This window comes from Pseudomonas sp. MF08831 (genome assembly GCF_059862645.1).
Window position 1 is genome coordinate 216,554 of sequence record NZ_JCBCUX010000002.1, and the last position, 16,285, is coordinate 232,838.

The 16,285-nt window shown below is 61.8% G+C and carries 12 protein-coding genes and 1 riboswitch; of the genes, 6 read left to right on the forward strand and 6 right to left on the reverse strand.

What is annotated here, in order from left to right:
- Positions 1–197: 197 nt before the first annotated feature.
- Positions 198–2,102, reverse strand: a complete 1,905-nt coding sequence (thiC, locus tag AC19YS_RS04370; RefSeq protein ID WP_106577601.1) for a phosphomethylpyrimidine synthase ThiC — start codon at positions 2,100–2,102, stop codon at positions 198–200.
- Between the two features lie 146 nt (positions 2,103–2,248).
- Positions 2,249–2,354, reverse strand: a riboswitch (TPP riboswitch).
- 197 nt (positions 2,355–2,551) lie between these two features.
- On the opposite strand from thiC, the gene AC19YS_RS04375 reads away from it, so the two are divergent.
- Complete coding sequence (locus AC19YS_RS04375) at positions 2,552–3,991, forward strand: TolC family outer membrane protein (RefSeq protein WP_106577600.1); 1,440 nt, start codon at positions 2,552–2,554, stop codon at positions 3,989–3,991.
- A gap of 110 nt (positions 3,992–4,101) precedes the next feature.
- On the opposite strand, the gene waaA is transcribed toward AC19YS_RS04375, so the two are convergent.
- Positions 4,102–5,379 carry a lipid IV(A) 3-deoxy-D-manno-octulosonic acid transferase gene (gene waaA / locus AC19YS_RS04380; RefSeq protein ID WP_500601019.1) on the reverse strand — a complete coding sequence of 426 codons (1,278 nt, stop codon included), beginning with the start codon at positions 5,377–5,379 and terminating at the stop codon, positions 4,102–4,104.
- A 23-nt stretch (positions 5,380–5,402) separates the two neighbouring features.
- Positions 5,403–6,293, reverse strand: coding sequence for a LysR family transcriptional regulator (locus tag AC19YS_RS04385; protein ID WP_106577598.1), 891 nt, complete (start codon positions 6,291–6,293; stop codon positions 5,403–5,405).
- A 104-nt stretch (positions 6,294–6,397) separates the two neighbouring features.
- Between AC19YS_RS04385 and AC19YS_RS04390 the strand changes: the two genes are divergently transcribed.
- From AC19YS_RS04390 to AC19YS_RS04405, 4 genes are read left to right on the forward strand one after another with little or no spacing between them, the layout of a single operon-like run.
- Positions 6,398–6,733 (forward strand): DMT family transporter, encoded by a 336-nt coding sequence (locus AC19YS_RS04390; protein ID WP_106577597.1) that lies wholly within the window; start codon positions 6,398–6,400, stop codon positions 6,731–6,733.
- A 55-nt stretch (positions 6,734–6,788) separates the two neighbouring features.
- Positions 6,789–7,967: an NAD(P)/FAD-dependent oxidoreductase gene (locus AC19YS_RS04395; protein WP_500601021.1), complete on the forward strand. Its 1,179-nt coding sequence runs from the start codon at positions 6,789–6,791 to the stop codon at positions 7,965–7,967.
- The gene (locus AC19YS_RS04400) at positions 7,964–8,776 is read left to right on the forward strand and encodes an aldo/keto reductase (protein ID WP_500601022.1); all 813 of its coding nucleotides are present in this window, start codon (positions 7,964–7,966) and stop codon (positions 8,774–8,776) included. The genes AC19YS_RS04395 and AC19YS_RS04400 overlap by 4 nt, the downstream gene beginning before the upstream one ends.
- Positions 8,777–8,817: 41 nt before the next feature.
- Entirely contained in the window at positions 8,818–9,786 is a 969-nt protein-coding gene (locus AC19YS_RS04405; protein WP_500601024.1) for a metal ABC transporter ATPase, read from the forward strand.
- Positions 9,787–9,853: 67 nt separating this feature from the next.
- Here AC19YS_RS04405 and pgnE read toward each other — a convergent pair whose 3' ends face one another.
- From pgnE to msbA, 3 genes are all read right to left on the reverse strand, one after another.
- The gene (gene pgnE, locus AC19YS_RS04410; protein ID WP_145160105.1) at positions 9,854–10,789 is read right to left on the reverse strand and encodes a UDP-N-acetylglucosamine epimerase PgnE; all 936 of its coding nucleotides are present in this window, start codon (positions 10,787–10,789) and stop codon (positions 9,854–9,856) included.
- Entirely contained in the window at positions 10,782–12,206 is a 1,425-nt protein-coding gene (gene hldE, locus AC19YS_RS04415; RefSeq protein WP_106577765.1) for a bifunctional D-glycero-beta-D-manno-heptose-7-phosphate kinase/D-glycero-beta-D-manno-heptose 1-phosphate adenylyltransferase HldE, read from the reverse strand. The genes pgnE and hldE overlap by 8 nt, the downstream gene beginning before the upstream one ends.
- A gap of 230 nt (positions 12,207–12,436) precedes the next feature.
- Entirely contained in the window at positions 12,437–14,242 is a 1,806-nt protein-coding gene (msbA, locus tag AC19YS_RS04420; protein WP_106577592.1) for a lipid A export permease/ATP-binding protein MsbA, read from the reverse strand.
- A gap of 159 nt (positions 14,243–14,401) precedes the next feature.
- Between msbA and AC19YS_RS04425 the strand changes: the two genes are divergently transcribed.
- Entirely contained in the window at positions 14,402–16,261 is a 1,860-nt protein-coding gene (locus AC19YS_RS04425; protein WP_500601025.1) for an O-antigen ligase family protein, read from the forward strand.
- Positions 16,262–16,285: the final 24 nt, after the last annotated feature.

Consider the following 16,285-nt stretch of genomic DNA (forward strand, 5'->3'; position numbering starts at 1 on the left):
AAAGGTGAAACCCGATCAATGTGGGAGCGGGCTTGCCCGCGAAGAGGCCCTTACAGGCGCCCGCAATCCCGGATCAGACCTTTTTTGTACAGCTGACTACCTCCCACATCCGACCGCATTCCAAAGGCGGAACCCGATCAAATGTGGGAGCCGGGCTTGCCCGCGATGACGGCAGTGCAGGCACCACCGTCTCTGGATCAGACCTTTTTGTACAGCTGACTGCCTTCCTGCTTGAACCGCTCTGCCTGCTCGGCCAAGCCCTTGGCCACGTCCACATCCACCGCTTCAATGCGCTGGTTGGCGGCGTACTCACGCACTTCCTGGGTGATCTTCATCGAGCAGAATTTCGGCCCGCACATCGAGCAGAAGTGCGCGACCTTGGCCGAGTCTTTCGGCAAGGTTTCGTCGTGATACGAGCGCGCGGTGTCCGGGTCCAGGCCGAGGTTGAACTGGTCTTCCCAGCGGAACTCGAACCGCGCCTTGCTCAAGGCGTTATCGCGGATCTGCGCCCCCGGATGGCCCTTGGCCAAATCCGCAGCATGCGCCGCGATCTTGTAAGTGATGATCCCGGTCTTCACGTCATCCTTGTTCGGCAGCCCCAAGTGTTCCTTGGGCGTGACATAGCAAAGCATCGCGCAACCGAACCAGCCGATCATCGCCGCGCCGATGCCCGAGGTGATGTGGTCGTAGCCTGGTGCAATGTCTGTAGTCAGCGGGCCGAGGGTGTAGAACGGCGCCTCGTCGCAGCACTCGAGCTGCTTGTCCATGTTCTCTTTGATCAGTTGCATCGGCACGTGGCCGGGGCCTTCGATCATGGTTTGCACGTCGTGCTTCCAGGCGATCTTGGTCAGTTCGCCCAATGTTTCCAGCTCACCGAATTGCGCGGCGTCGTTGGCGTCGGCAATCGAGCCAGGACGCAGGCCGTCGCCAAGGGAGAAGCTGACGTCATAGGCCTTCATGATTTCGCAAATTTCATCGAAATGCGTGTAGGTGAAGTTCTCTTTGTGGTGCGCCAAGCACCACTTGGCCATGATCGAACCGCCACGCGAGACGATGCCGGTGACGCGCTTGGCCGTCAGCGGCACGTAGCGCAGCAGCACGCCGGCGTGGATGGTGAAGTAGTCGACGCCCTGCTCGGCCTGTTCGATCAGGGTGTCGCGGAACAGCTCCCAGGTCAGGTCTTCAGCGGCGCCGCCGACTTTTTCCAGGGCCTGGTAGATTGGCACGGTACCGATCGGCACCGGCGAGTTGCGGATGATCCATTCGCGGGTTTCGTGAATGTGTTTGCCGGTGGACAAGTCCATGACGGTGTCCGAACCCCAGCGAATGCCCCAGGTCAGTTTCGCCACTTCTTCTTCGATGGACGAACCCAATGCGCTGTTGCCGATATTGCCGTTGATCTTCACCAGGAAGTTACGGCCGATGATCATCGGTTCCAGTTCGGTGTGGTTGATGTTGGCCGGGATGATCGCGCGGCCACGGGCGATTTCTTCGCGCACAAATTCGGGGGTGATGATTTTCGGCACGCTGGCGCCGAAGCTGTGGCCGGCGTGTTGCTGATCGAGCAGGCCGCTGGCGCGGGCTTCTTCAAGCTTCATGTTTTCGCGGATGGCGACGTATTCCATCTCGGCGGTGATGATGCCTTTGCGCGCGTAGTGCATCTGCGTGACGTTGGCGCCGGCCTTGGCGCGGCGCGGGTTTTTCACGTGGGCAAAACGCAACGCGGTGAGTTCGGCGTCGCTCAGGCGCTGTTGGCCGAAGTGCGAGCTCAAGCCCGACAGGCGCTCGGTGTCGCCACGCGACTCGATCCACGGCGAGCGCACATCGCCCAGGCCTTTGCGCACGTCGATGATCACATTCGGGTCGGTGTACGGGCCGGAGGTGTCGTAGACCACCACGGGCGCGTTGATTTCGCCGCCGAAGTCGGTGGGGGTCACGTCCAGGCTGACCTCGCGCATCGGCACACGAATGTCCGGACGAGTGCCTTGCACGTAGATTTTTTGTGAGCGGGTAAACGGCTGCACGGAGCCGGAGTCGACCTTGGCCGATTCACTCAAGTGCACGGTGTTTTTCAGTTTTGTACTTTTTATATCTGTGCTCATCACGGGCTCTCCAACTATCCAGGCGGTGGATTTTTGTCGGAGCGAACCTGTGACGGATGGACGCACTGAAACCAGTGCTGTGCAAGGCACGAGGGCTGTTCGATTGTCGAACAACATCCCGGACGAAGCACAAGAGGACTCGCCGGGTGACGAGAAATCTTGTTCCCTACGCAGGCGCTAACCTGATCAGGTTCAACGGGATCCGGTATTTACCGATCTCAGCCTTCCAACAAGGCACCCCGACAAGAACGCGGCCAGTCTAGACCATGGCGTGGGCAAATTGCCAATGGCGGTGCATTCAGCGTGATGAATGGCGTGATTGCGGGATTGTTGCGCCGGGTCAGCAACACTACACTCGGTTGCCGCCACAATGGCTTGACGCCAGAAATGGCCAGCCTTAGCCTTGGGCGCTAAATTATCGCCGTAATATTCACACTAGGGATCGCCTCATGCTGCGCAAACTCTCACTGGCTCTTGCCGTGTCTTGTGCGACCAATGGAATGGTCTGGGCAGCTGAAGCGCCCTTGTCCGCCAAAACCGATTTGGTCAGCGTCTACCAGGAAGCGGTGAACAACAACGCCGACCTGGCCGCCGCCCGCGCCCAATACGGCGCGCAGAAAGAAGTGGTGCCCCAGGCCCGTGCCGGCTTGCTGCCGAACCTGTCGGCCGGTGCCGACAGCAATAACGTGCGCACCCAGATCGACCAGCCGGCGGCCACCGCCAACCGTGATGCGCACTCCTGGCGCGCAACCTTGAGTCAGCCGCTGTTCCGTGCCGACCGCTGGTTCCAGCTGCAAGCCGCCGAAGCCGTCAACGAGCAGGCCTCGCTGCAGCTCTCGGCCACCGAACAGAACCTGATCCTGCAAAGCGCCGAGAACTACTTCGCCGTGCTGCGCGCCCAGGACAACCTGGCGTCGACCAAGGCTGAAGAAAATGCCTTCAAGCGCCAGCTCGATCAGTCCAACGAACGCTTTGACGTGGGCCTGTCGGACAAGACCGACGTGCTGCAATCCCAGGCCAGCTACGACACCGCCCGCGCCAACCGCATCGTCGCCCAGCGCCAGGTGGATGACGCCTTCGAAGCGCTGATCACCCTGACCAACCGCGAGTACAACGCGATCCAGGGCATCGTGCACACGCTGCCGGTGCTGCCACCGGCGCCGAATGACGCCAAGGCCTGGGTCGAAACGGCCGGCCGCCAGAACCTCAACCTGCTGGCCAGCAACTACGCGGTCACCGCCGCCGAAGAAACCCTGCGCCAGCGCAAGGCCGGCCACTTGCCGACCCTCGACGCCGTGGCGCAATACGAAAAGGGTGACAACGACGCGCTGGGTTTCAGCAACCCGAATCAACTGCCCATCCCTTACGGCGGTGATGTGTCGCAACGCACCATCGGCCTGCGCCTGAACATCCCGATCTACAGCGGCGGCCTCACCAGCTCGCAAGTGCGCGAATCCTATTCACGCCTCGACCAAAGCGAGCAACAACGCGAAGGCCTGCGCCGCCAAGTGGTGGAAAACACCCGCAACCTGCACCGCGCGGTGAACACCGACGTGGAACAGGTGCAGGCACGCCGCCAGTCGATCATCTCCAACCAGAGCGCGGTGGAAGCCACGGAAATCGGGTATCAGGTGGGCACGCGCAACATCGTCGACGTGCTGGATGCACAGCGCCAGCTCTACTCGTCGGTGCGCAACTACAACAACAGCCGCTACGACTACATCCTCGACAACCTGCGCTTGAAGCAGGCGGCGGGCACGCTGAGCCCCGGCGATTTGCAGGACCTGACGCGCTACCTCAAGGCTGACTACAACCCGGACAAAGACTTCCTGCCACCGGACCTGGCCAAGGCCGCTGCCGAACAGCTCAAGGCTCGCCCCGGTTACTGAGCACACCACAAAACCAATGTGGGCGCTGGCTTGCCTGCGATAGCATCACCTCGGTCTACCTGATGGACCGAGGCGTTTGCATCGCAGGCAAGCCAGCTCCCACCTTTGGGTCAGCGTTGAATCAGCCTGTCCAACCCATCCAGCAGGCGCTTCAGTGCGCCCTGGTTGGCCTGCATCACTGCCAGCCCCGCCTGCGCCATCTTGCGCGCATCCTGCGGCAGCTCGAACAGCTGCCGTACCGCCTCGGCCAAGCCCTGGGCGTCATCCACCTCCCGCAACGCCCCGGCCTCGCGCATCATTGCGCTGATTTCAAGGAAGTTGAACAGGTGCGGCCCCATGATCACAGGCTTGGCCAGCGCTGCCGGCTCCAGCGGGTTATGCCCGCCCGTCGGCACCAGGCTGCCGCCGACAAACGCGCTGTCGGCCAGGGCGTAGAGAAACAGCAACTCGCCCATGGTGTCGCCGAGCAGTACCGACGTTTGCGCCGTCACAGGCTCGCCACTGGAGCGGCGCACCGTGGTGAATCCTTGCTGCCCGCACAGCTCGAACATCGGGCCGAAGCGCTCCTGATGACGCGGCACCAGAATCAACAATGCATTGGGATAACTTTCGAGCAGCTGGCGATGCGCAGCCAGGACCACGTCGTCTTCGCCTTCGTGTGTGCTGGCGGCGATCCACACCGGGCGTTCGCTGGCGCCCCATTGCTCGCGCAAAGCGGCAGCGCGCGCCGGCAGCTCGGGGTTGATGGTCAGGTCGAACTTGATCGAGCCGGTCACCTCGACGGTTTCCGGGCGCGCGCCCAGGCTCAGGAAGCGCTGGGCTTCGGTGTGTGTCTGCACGGCGAACAGGCTCATTTGCGCCAGCATCGGTGCGGTGAGCTTGGCGAATCGTGCGTAGCCCTTGGCCGAACGCGCCGACAACCGCGCATTGGCCAACGCCACCGGAATACCGCGCTGGGCACAGGCGTGAATATGGTTGGGCCACAACTCGGTTTCCATGATCACGGCGAGCTTAGGCTGCACGCGATCTAGAAAACGCTTGGCCGCGCACGGCAAGTCATACGGCAAGTAGCAATGCTGTACGCGCGGTTCATTGGCGAACAGCGCCTGGATGCGCTCGGAACCGGTGGGCGTCATGCAGGTGACGGTGATCGGCAGCGTCGGATGCCGCGCCATCAACCCGCGAATCATCGGCGCGGCGGCGATGCTTTCACCTACCGATACCGCATGCACCCAGATCCCGCCCGGCTGCATCACCGGCAGGCCATAGGAGAACCGCTCGCCGACGCGCTTGGCGTAGGCCGGCGCCTTGCGCGCACGCAGCCACAGACGTAAAGCCACCAACGGCAGCGCCAGGTAAAACAGACAGCTGTAGAGAGTTCTATTCATGGCGGCGGAGTTTATCGGCTTTTTCAGTCGATCGCCTGCAAGCACTCGGCAAATCGTGCGGCCAGGAAGCGCGCTGCGGGACCGAGGTGCTCGTCACGGCGCCAAACCAGTTCCACCACCAGCGCGGGCGGTGTCCATTCGCTGTCCAGCTCAACCATTTGTTGTTGATAAGTCGGGTACTGCACGATGTGCCGCGGCAGCCAGGCCCAGCCCAGGCCACTCATCAGCCATTCGGCCAACACGTAGAAACTGTCGGCGCGCCACACCAGAGGGCTGGCGGCTTCGCTGCCGGGGTAGACGCTGGTCTGGGTCGACATCAACAGTTGGCGAAACTGCGCCAGATGCTGGCAGGTCACGTACGGTTGCTTGGCCAGCGGATGATTCACACCGCACACGGTGACCATTTCCACACTGCCCACCACCCGCCGCTCAAGCGCCTCAGGGATTTGGTCGTGGTAAAACAACAGGCCCAGGTCGGCCTTGCGCTCCACCAACTTGCGCGCCACATCGCCTTGAGCGGCGCTGGAAAGCTGCACCTCCAGCTGCGGGTATTGCCCGGCCAGCGCCTCAAGGCTGTCGAGTACCGGCTGAAACAACATGGCCTCGTCCTGGGCCAGGCGCAGGCAGGCTTCCTCGCCACGCGTCAGTGACAGCGCGCGGCCATTGAGCCGTTCACACTGGCGCAATACCTCACGGGCTTCCTCCAGCAACACACTGCCGGCTTCGGTCAGGCGCGGCTGGCGGCCACTGCTACGCTCAAACAGGCTCAGCCCCAGGTCCGCTTCCAGCAGGGCGATACCGTTGCTCACCGCCGATTGCGCCTTGCGCTGGTCGCGGGCCACCGCCGAAAACGAACGCTGTTCGGCAACGCTGACAAACAGGCGCATCTGGTCCAGGTTCCACTGCACGCTCATGGTTTAACCCATCTTGAATTCGGATAGGTAATGACTTTATCCCATCTGCCGAAGCGTTAGAATGCTGACCTTATTCAAGTACGTCACACACCGAGGATTACCCCATGAATGCCGCCTACCTCTACCTGGCCATCGCCATTTGCTCGGAAGTGATCGCAACCGTGTCCATGAAAGCCGTCAAGGGCTGGAGCACACCGCTTCCACTGGCGCTGGTCATCGTCGGCTACGGCATTGCGTTCTGGATGTTGACCCTGGTGGTGCGCACCGTGCCGGTGGGCGTGGCGTATGCGGTGTGGGCCGGCATGGGCATCGTGATGGTCAGTGTCGCCGCGCTGTTCATCTATGGGCAAAAGCTCGACCTGCCGGCGATGCTGGGCATGGGCCTGATTGTGCTGGGCGTGGTGGTGATTCAGCTGTTCTCGAAAACCGCCGGGCACTGACCGCCACTCAACAGCCTGTATACTGCGCCTCTTGTCTTGAACACTGAGGTCGCCGATGCCATCCGTTATTTCCACCGACGTTCTGATTGTCGGCGCCGGGGTTGCTGGCCTCTGGCTTAACGCGCGCCTGCGCCGCCAGGGGTTTTCCACGGTGTTGGTGGAAAGCGCCACGCTGGGCGGCGGGCAAAGCGTGAAGTCCCAGGGGATCATCCACGGCGGCGCGAAATACGCCCTGCACGGCGCGCTCACCGGCGCGTCCGAAGCGATTGCCGACATGCCGCGCCGCTGGCGCGAGGCGTTGGCGGGTGATGGCGAACTCGACCTGTCCGGCGTGCGCCTGCTGTCCGAAGCCCATTACCTGTGGTCGCCCGGCACACTCGCCGGCAACCTCACCAGCTTCTTCGCCAGCAAGGCCGTGCGTGGCCGTGTCGACCAGGTCAAGGGCGACGAATTGCCGCCGGCCCTGCAGGACCGTCGCTTCAAGGGCAAGGTCTACCGCCTGGCCGAGCTGGTGGTCGACGTGCCGAGCCTGATCGAGCGTCTGGCCCAACTGGCGGGTGACGGTTTGCTCGCCGGCCAGCACATCGAACCGCTGCGCGATGGCAATAGCCTGGTGGGTTTGAAGGTTGACGGCCGTGAGATTCGCGCCCAGCGCATCGTGCTCAGTGCCGGTGGCGGCACGGCTGATTTGCTCAGCGCCCTGGGCCTGAGCCAGCCCGCCATGCAAAAGCGCCCGCTGCATATGATCATCGCCAAGGGCCCGGGCTTGAAGCCGCTGTATGCGCACTGCCTGGGCGGCGGCACCAAGCCACGCCTGACCATCACCACCCACCCGGCCGCCGATGGCAACTGGGTGTGGTACATGGGCGGCGATATCGCCGAGGCCGATGGCGTGGCGCGCACACCTGAAGAACAGATCGCCACTGCGCAAAAAGAGCTGGCGCAATTGCTGCCGTGGATCGACATGAGCCAGACGCAATGGGCGACCTTGCGCGTGGACCGCGCCGAGCCGCTGCAATCGGGCCTGACCCGCCCCGACAATGCGTTCCTTGCCGAAGAGGGCCGCCTGCTGGTGGGTTGGCCGACCAAACTGGCGCTGGCGCCAGACTTCGCTGACCGCGTACTCAACGCCCTGCAACGCGACGGCATCCAGCCCAGCGCCAACAAAGACGCCCTGCCCGAGCTGCCAAAACCAGCCCTCGGCCAGCCTGCCTGGGAGCACCTGTTGCCATGAGCCTGCCCACCCTGCACGATCTGCATCGCCCCTTGGGCAGCACCGGCCTGCTGGTGTCGCCACTGGGCCTGGGCACAGTAAAACTGGGCCGCGACCAAGGGGTGAAATACCCCAACGGCTTCCAGATTCCTGATGATGACGAGGCGCGCATGCTGCTGCGCCAGGCACGCCAGCTGGGCATCAACCTGATCGACACCGCGCCGGCTTACGGCCGCAGCGAAGAACGCCTGGGGCCGCTGTTACGCGGCCAACGCAATGACTGGGTGATTGTCAGCAAGGTGGGTGAAGAGTTTGCCGATGGCGTGTCGCAGCATGATTTCAGTGCGGCCCATACGCGGATGTCGATCGAGCGCAGCTTGAAACGACTTGAAACGGATTTTATCGACCTGGTGCTGGTGCACTCCGATGGCAATGACCTGCATATCCTCAATGATTGCGAGGTGTACCAGGCCCTGGCAGCGCTGAAAAAAGAGGGCAAGATTCGCGGTTTCGGCTTCTCCGGCAAAACCGTCGAAGGCGGCGTGAAGGCTCTGGAACAAGGTGATTGCGCAATGGTCACCTACAATCTGAACGAACAGAGCGAGAAACCCGTCATTGATTACGCCGCTGCCCATGGCAAAGGCATCCTGGTGAAAAAAGCCCTGGCCAGCGGCCACGTGTGCCTGGAGCCTGGAATGGATCCAATTCACGCCAGTTTCATGTTGTTGTTTGCGCAAACGGGCGTCGCCAGTGCTATTGTCGGGACCATTAATCCGCTGCACCTGGCCCATAACGTGGCGACCGCTGCCAAGGTCATTCGTCAACTCTGATGCCGCCGACGCGGCCGACCCCGTCGCAAGAAGGAGCCGACATGCCGCGCACGCTTATTAGAAAAAACCCCAGCAACTTTAAAACACTGCCGCTGCACGTCGAAGCCACCCCCGAAGGCCTGAGTTACCAGAGCGTGGGCATGCCGCTCAACTTCGCCCAGACCCTGCAACGGCGCAAGCCGGTGGAGGTGGCGGACCCGGAGCGTTTCGCCCTGGAACTGGCGAATCTCGGTGTGTCGGTGCGACTGACCCTGCACTGGCAAAACAAGGATTACTGGGTATTGGTCCGCCAACGCCGCCAGGACCGTGGCGACGTGGTGCTCAAGCTGATCTCGGGCTATGTGCCGGCCCACGAACTGAACCTGCCGCTGCACACCGCCATCCAGGAAATTGCCGAAGAATGCCTGCTGGAGACGCCTGAAGGCTGGCTCGGCGGACGCTTCAACGACACCTGGCTGCCGGCGCCCTACTCCACCGCCCTGCATTACCGTGAAGCACTGCCGTTTCGGTTGAGCCCTTTGTCGGGCGCCGCCCGCCCGGTTCGCTGCGCGACCACGCAATTGATCGAGCGCCCACGGGCCTACGTGCACCTGCCGACGGCGTCGCTGCAATTGATTTATGACTTGCGCCTTGAGGTGCCGAAGGAAGCCAAATCCCTCAGCCTGTTTCATGTGGATGAGCGACTTGAAGGCGACCAGTTGGTAGCCCGGCTGGACCGCAAGCGCCCGGACTTGTACCTGATGCCGCTCAAAGATGGCCAGCCTGTAGCAGAGCTGTACACCGTCAAGAAAGACCAGCTGTATCCCGCCAGCACACGCGGTTTATACCTGGCCGAAAGCTTTGCTCAGCAAGACGGCTGGTTGGTACGTGATGAGCGGATTCGCTGGAAGGATTGGCTCAGGCAGCAAGGCCTGGCCCAGCCTGAAAAAGAGTCAAAACTGGAGCGATTGACCGGCAAGGCGCGGCAGATGCTGCGCAAGATTGTGCCGAAGAAAAAAGCCAAGGGGTGAAACCGCTCTGATCTGGGCGCTGGCTTGCCCGGCTCCCAGATAAAGCGGCTCCTACAGTTGACGGTGTTCAGCCCGTGAGCAACCGCTCCAGGCCCACCTTCAACGGCGTGGGCTCAGGCAGCGTGAAACTCGCCAACAGCCGCTGGTTATTGGCCCGCGAATGCCGAATATCCCCCGAGCGTGCCGGGCCGTAAGTGATCGTCGGCAACTGACCCACCACTTCTTCCAGCGCCTGCAACACCTGCTTGAGCGTGGTGGTGCGGTTCCAGCCTACGTTGATCGCACCCAGCGGCGCGTCAGGCGCTTCGATGGCCTGTACCAGCACATCGACCAAATCTTCCACGTACATGAAATCGCGGGTTTGCTCGCCATCACCAAACACGCTGATCGGCACACCCTGCTGCACACGCTCGCTGAAAATACTGATCACCCCGGAATACGGCGAGGACGGATCCTGGCGTGGCCCGAAGATGTTGAAGAAGCGGAAGATCACCGGCTCAAGGCCATGCTGGCGGCGGTAGAAATCGAAGTAATGCTCACCGGCCAATTTGTCCGAGGCATAAGGTGTCAGCGGCGCCTTGGTGGTCTCTTCGTCAATCGACGCGCCCTCACCATTGTTGCCATACACCGCCGCGCTGGACGCAAACACCACGCGCTTGACCCCGGCCTTGCGCATCGCTTCGCAGACATTCAGGGTACCGACGAAGTTGCTCTGGTGAGTGCTCACCGGGTCATCCACCGACGCCTGCACCGAGGCCACTGCGGCCAGGTGCACCACGGCGCTCACGCCAACGGCGGCTTGCGCCACCAGCTCGGCATTGGCCACATCACCCTCAATCAGTTGCACACGCGGGTTGCCCAACGCCAGGTTGCTGCGCTTGCCGGTGGACAGGTCATCCAGCACCCGCACGGCATAGCCTTTGGCAAGCAACGCATCAACCAGATGCGAACCGATAAAACCGGCACCGCCGGTGATCAGGACCCACTTATCAGCGTTACTCATTGTTGCGGATCTTCTCGACAATGGCGGTGGTCGAGCTGTTCTCGACCAGGCCCAGCACCTTCACCGTGCCGCCGTAAGCGCCGACGATATCGGCACCCACGACCTGATCGACGGAGTAGTCGCCGCCCTTGACCAATACATCGGGCTTGACCTGGGCCAACAGGTTTTCCGGAGTCCCTTCAGAGAAGCTGATCACCCAGTCCACCGCGCCCAGACCGGCCAATACCGCCATGCGCCGATCAACACTGTTGATCGGACGGCCAGGGCCTTTCAGGCGGCTGACCGAAGCGTCGTCGTTGACCGCAACGATCAGGCGATCGCCTTGGGCTCGCGCCTGCTCAAGATAGGTCACGTGACCGGCGTGCAGGATGTCGAAACAGCCGTTGGTAAACACAATGCTTTCGTTGTGGGCCCGCGCATCGTCAATCGCCAGCAGCAATTGCTCAATGGTCAGCACACCACGCTCGGAGCCTTCGGAGCGCTGGATAGCCCGGCGCAATTCCGGCGCGCTGATGGCCGCGGTGCCCAGCTTGCCGACCACAATGCCTGCCGCCAGATTGGCCAGGGCCACGGCGTGGGGCAATTCCTCACCGGCTGCAATCGAGGCAGCCAGGGTGGAGATCACGGTGTCGCCAGCGCCGGTAACGTCGAACACTTCACGTGCACGCGCCGGCAAGTGCATCGCCGGGTGGCCCGGACGCAGCAGCGTCATGCCATGCTCGCCACGGGTCACCAGCAAGGCGCCCAGGTCGAGGTCGGCCATCAACGTGGCGCCCTTGGTCACCAGCTCGTGCTCGTCGGCGCAACCGCCGACGATGGCTTCGAACTCGCTGAGGTTTGGCGTGATCAGGCTGGCGCCCCGATAAATCGAGAAGTCCTTGCCCTTGGGGTCGGCCAGTACCGGAATGTTGCGGGCCTTGGCGGCCTGGATCAGCATCTGGTGGTTCTTCAGGGCGCCTTTGCCGTAGTCGGACAAGACCAGCACCTTGATGCCTTCGAGCAACGTGTCGACTTGCTCGCTCAGCGCCAAGGCGTCGGTGGCGAAGGGTTCTTCAAAATCAATACGCAGCAATTGCTGGTGACGGCTCATGACCCGCAGCTTGACGGTGGTCGGCTGATGGGCGATGCGCTGGAACAGTGCGCGCACGCCGGCACCGCGCAGGCTGTTGGCCAGGCTGTCGGCGGCTTCGTCGTCGCCGGTCACACCCACCAGGGAGGCCGGGGCGCCGAGCGCGGCAATATTGAGGGCAACGTTGGCAGCGCCACCTGGACGGTCTTCGATTTGCTCGACCTTGACTACCGGTACCGGTGCCTCAGGGGAAATCCGTGAGGTACCGCCATGCCAGTAACGGTCGAGCATGACATCGCCGACCACCAAGACAGGGGCTTGATCGAATCGCGGCATGGACAACTTCATGGAGCAACCCACATACAAAATGAACAGGGGCGCGATATTAGCACAGGGTTACAGGAGGCTTGTGGAGGGCGTGACAGAAGATGGTACGGGAGACGGAGAGCGAATCCGCCGATGAAACAAATGTGGGAGCGGGCTTGCCCGCGAAGACGGCGTGTCAGTCGACATCTCTATGACTGATCTACCGCATTCGCGAGCAAGCCCGCTCCCACACTGGGCCGGTGGCCCCTGACTCAGGTGATGTCAGCCGGTACCGGCGCATCCAGGCCCATGGCATGCAGACGGGCGTAATAGCCGTTCTGGGCCAGCAGCTCGGCGTGAGTGCCGCGCTCGACAATCCGGCCGTCGTCCATCACCAGGATCAGGTCGGCTTTCTCAATGGTAGAGAGGCGATGCGCAATCACTAACGTCGTGCGGCCCTGCATGACTTTGTCCAGTGCGGCCTGGATGTGCCGCTCGGATTCGGTGTCGAGGGCCGAGGTGGCCTCGTCGAGAATCAGCAACGGCGCGTTCTTGAGCAACGCCCGCGCGATCGCCAGGCGCTGACGCTGGCCGCCGGACAACAGCACGCCGTTCTCGCCAACCTGGGTGTCGAAACCCTTCGGCAATTGGTCGATGAAGTCCTTGGCATAGGCATCCGCCGCCGCCGCTTCAACGTCCGCACGTGGCGCGCCGGCCAGGTCGCCGTAGGCGATGTTGTTGGTGACGGTGTCGCTGAACAAGGTCACATGCTGGGTCACCTGGGCGATGTGCCGGCGCAGGTTAAGCAGTTTGTAATCTTCGATCTCTACGCCGTCGAGCAGGATTTCACCGCTCTCGTGGTGGTAGAAACGCGGAATCAGGCTGGCCAGGGTCGACTTGCCGCTGCCGGAACGCCCCACCAGCGCGATCATCTGCCCAGGCTCGGCGGTGAAGCTGATGTCCTTGAGCACATGGCGCTCAGTGCCTGGGTAGGTGAAGTTCAGGTGACGCACTTCCAGGCGGCCGCTGACCTTGTCGCGCTCAACGGTGCCGCGGTCGATTTCCTGCTCTTCGTCCAACTGCTCGAAAATGCTCTCGGCGCCGGCCACACCTTTCTGGATGGTCGAGCTGACTTCCGACAATTGACGGATCGGCTTGGGCAACAGCCCGGCCAATGTGATGTAGGCCACCATGTCACCCGCCGACGCATCACCGCGAAGGTAAAGCACCAGGAACATCAGCACCGCCATGGCGGTGTAGATCACCAGTTGCAGCAACGGGGTGTAGATCGCCCCGGTGCGGGTCATGCGCAGTTGCTTGTCGGTGTTGCCCTGGCTGGCCTTGAGGAAACGCTTCTCCTCGTAGACTTCGCCGCCGAAGCTGCGCACCACGCGGTAACCCTGAATGGTTTCCGAGGCCACGTGGGTCACGTCACCCATGGCAACCTGGATCTTCTTGCTCTGCTTGCGGAATTTCTTGCTGGCCGTGCTGACCATCACCGCAATCAACGGCAGGATGGCGATCATCACCAGCGTCAGGCGCCAGTTCATGAACAGCAGCGAGGCGAACAGGAAGATCACCGTCATGCCTTCGCGGATCACCACTTTAATGGCATCGGTCGCCGCACCCGTGACCATGGTCACGTTAAAGGTGATGCGCGAAATCAGGTGCCCGGAGTTGTGGTTGTCGAAGTAGCGGTTGGGCAGCGTCAGCAGGTTGTTGAACAACTGCACGCGCAGGTCGTGGACCAGGCCCAGGGAAACCTTGGCCAACAGGTAGTTGCCCAGGAACGAACCCAGGCCCTGCCAGGCTGCGATCAGAATGATCAACAACGGCACAGCTTGCAGCAATTGCAGGTCACGCAGGAACGGTACGCTGGGAAACAGCACCGCTTCAGGGTTGGACAAACCGTCGACGAAGTACTTGAGGATGTACCCCAGCATGGGCTGGGTCGACGCGAAAATCAGAAATCCGACAATACTCAATGCGAACAAGCCGGCGTAGGGCTTAACGTACATGAGCAGGCGGAAGTATATTTTCAAGCTCGAAGGGCTTGCGCTCGGACTGGAGTCGGTCATATCACGCGGCGTTTTGAAAAAGGAGGCTGACTTTAGCACAGCTTCTCTGTTGTACTTGCACCCGGTATGACCCTCGGCCTGGTTGGATCCAGCCGACGACATTATATAGCCACTACTTTAAGATGGTCGGCTTTCTCTATTCTGGAATGGCTTTTCTGTATGCACTCCAAGCGCCTTATTTATGGCTCAAATCGCGTTTTCGACTTCTTGGTCCTATGGATTTTGCCCATTGGCTTGTTGTTGCTTCTGAGTTCATTGTTCTACGTCACCAACCGCAACGTCATGCACCGTCTCTACTACGGCTTTTTCAGTGTGCCGACCTTGTTCCTGCTGTGCCTGCGCCCGCGGGAAATCAAAGAACTGCTGCGCGAACCTTTGATCATTGCGCTTCTGGCATTTTGCGCCTGGGCGCTGATCACCGTGCTGTGGAGCCCGCAACCCACCGGCGACTCCAACCTGTTCAAGGTGCCGCTGCAAACCTTCATGCTGTTTGCCGGCTGTGGGCTGTTGCTGCACTACCGCAGCGAGCTGTTCAAACCGATCTTTTTCAGCGCCGCCGTCATTGCCCTGGTGGTGTGCCTGTTCAACCTGGTGGCGTTCGCCAAAGGCTTCGTGCCCGGCGTGAGCATGCGCATGATCGGCGGCCTGGGTGCTCTCGATAACCCACTGCTGAGCTCCCATCTGTTCGGCTTTTTCTGCATCTATTGGCTCTATGTCTGCATCACCACCCAGCGCTTGCAGGTGTTGTTGTTCAGCGCGCCTGCGCTGGCGATCATGACGCTCGCGGTCCTGGCCACCGGCTCTCGCACGCCGCTGGTTGCGCTGACGCTGGCCGCCGTGTGGATCGCCTTTGTCAGCCGCAATCGCCGTTCAGCACTGATGATCGCGGCCCTGGTGCTTGGCGCTGCAGCGCTGCTGCTGTTTTATCCTGAAGCGATTACCGAGCGTGGCAGTTCGTACCGTTTTGAATTGTGGGGCATGACCCTGCAGCGTATCGCCGACCATCCGCTGATCGGCCATAGCTACGACTCCGAACTGTCCTTGATCGTGGACGGTTACGAACTGATGGAACCGCACAGCTTTGCTCTCGGCGTGCTCTATTACGTCGGCATCATCGGCTTTATCCCGTGGATCTTCATGCTCGGCTGGGGCCTGTACAAAGGTTTCAAAGAGCGCGCACAACCGCTGTTTCTGCTGGCGTCCGCCCTGCTGGCCTATGGCATCGGCGCCGGCCTGACTGAAGGCGGCGGGATCCTGTCGCGCCCTAAAGAGCATTGGTTCCTGCTGTGGATTCCGCTGGCGCTGATCGCCGGCCTGAGTATCGCCAAGCGCCGTCGCAGCCTGCTCGGCATGCGTGTGCAAACGCCCGCACCGCTGGCGTTCGACGCCCTGCGTAAAGGCGCTGCCGTCATCGAGGAAGATGGTCTTGGGCCCAAGGTCCTGCGCCTTGAGGACGGCAGCTTCCTCAAGCTGTTCAGGGCGCGCCGCTGGTACACCTCCGGGGGTTTCAATCCGTATTCGGAACGCTTTGCCAGCAACAGCGAACACCTGCAGCAACTGGGTATCGCGTCACCGCGGATTCTGGATGTGTACAGTTTGCGCGATGGCAGCAGTGCCGTGCGCTATCAGCCACTCCCCGGCCTGACACTGCGCCAGGCGCTGCAAAGCCTGGACAGCAGCCTGCGAGAATCGCTGATCGAACGCTTTGGCAGGTTCATGGCCCAGCTGCATGAGCGCGGCGTGTACTTCCGCTCGCTGCACTTGGGCAACGTTCTGCTGATGGACGATGGTGAGTTCGGCCTGATCGACGTGGCCGACATGCGCATTTATCCGTCGCCGCTGCGCAACACGCTGCGCCAGCGCAACGTGAAGCACATGCAACGCTACACGCAGGACCGCAACTGGTTGTTCGAAGCTCACTTTGAACAGTTGGCCAGTGGCTATGCGCTGGTTGCGTCGCCGCAAGCCACGGTCAAACTCCGTGAGCACGTGCTGACCCTGGCACGCCCCGCCGCTTGACACTCGCCAAGTGCGCCCCGGCGA

Excerpts from the sequence above, each read along its gene's own strand:
- waaA (WP_500601019.1), bottom strand. The coding sequence starts at position 5,379 with ATGAATAGAACTCTCTACAGCTGTCTGTTTTACCTGGCGCTGCCGTTG.
- msbA (WP_106577592.1), bottom strand. The coding sequence starts at position 14,242 with ATGACCGACTCCAGTCCGAGCGCAAGCCCTTCGAGCTTGAAAATATAC.
- AC19YS_RS04385 (WP_106577598.1), bottom strand. The coding sequence starts at position 6,293 with ATGAGCGTGCAGTGGAACCTGGACCAGATGCGCCTGTTTGTCAGCGTT.
- pgnE (WP_145160105.1), bottom strand. The coding sequence starts at position 10,789 with ATGAGTAACGCTGATAAGTGGGTCCTGATCACCGGCGGTGCCGGTTTT.
- AC19YS_RS04395 (WP_500601021.1), top strand. The coding sequence starts at position 6,789 with ATGCCATCCGTTATTTCCACCGACGTTCTGATTGTCGGCGCCGGGGTT.
- hldE (WP_106577765.1), bottom strand. The coding sequence starts at position 12,206 with ATGAAGTTGTCCATGCCGCGATTCGATCAAGCCCCTGTCTTGGTGGTC.
- AC19YS_RS04375 (WP_106577600.1), top strand. The coding sequence starts at position 2,552 with ATGCTGCGCAAACTCTCACTGGCTCTTGCCGTGTCTTGTGCGACCAAT.
- AC19YS_RS04405 (WP_500601024.1), top strand. The coding sequence starts at position 8,818 with ATGCCGCGCACGCTTATTAGAAAAAACCCCAGCAACTTTAAAACACTG.
- AC19YS_RS04425 (WP_500601025.1), top strand. The coding sequence starts at position 14,402 with ATGCACTCCAAGCGCCTTATTTATGGCTCAAATCGCGTTTTCGACTTC.
- AC19YS_RS04400 (WP_500601022.1), top strand. The coding sequence starts at position 7,964 with ATGAGCCTGCCCACCCTGCACGATCTGCATCGCCCCTTGGGCAGCACC.
- thiC (WP_106577601.1), bottom strand. The coding sequence starts at position 2,102 with ATGAGCACAGATATAAAAAGTACAAAACTGAAAAACACCGTGCACTTG.
- AC19YS_RS04390 (WP_106577597.1), top strand. The coding sequence starts at position 6,398 with ATGAATGCCGCCTACCTCTACCTGGCCATCGCCATTTGCTCGGAAGTG.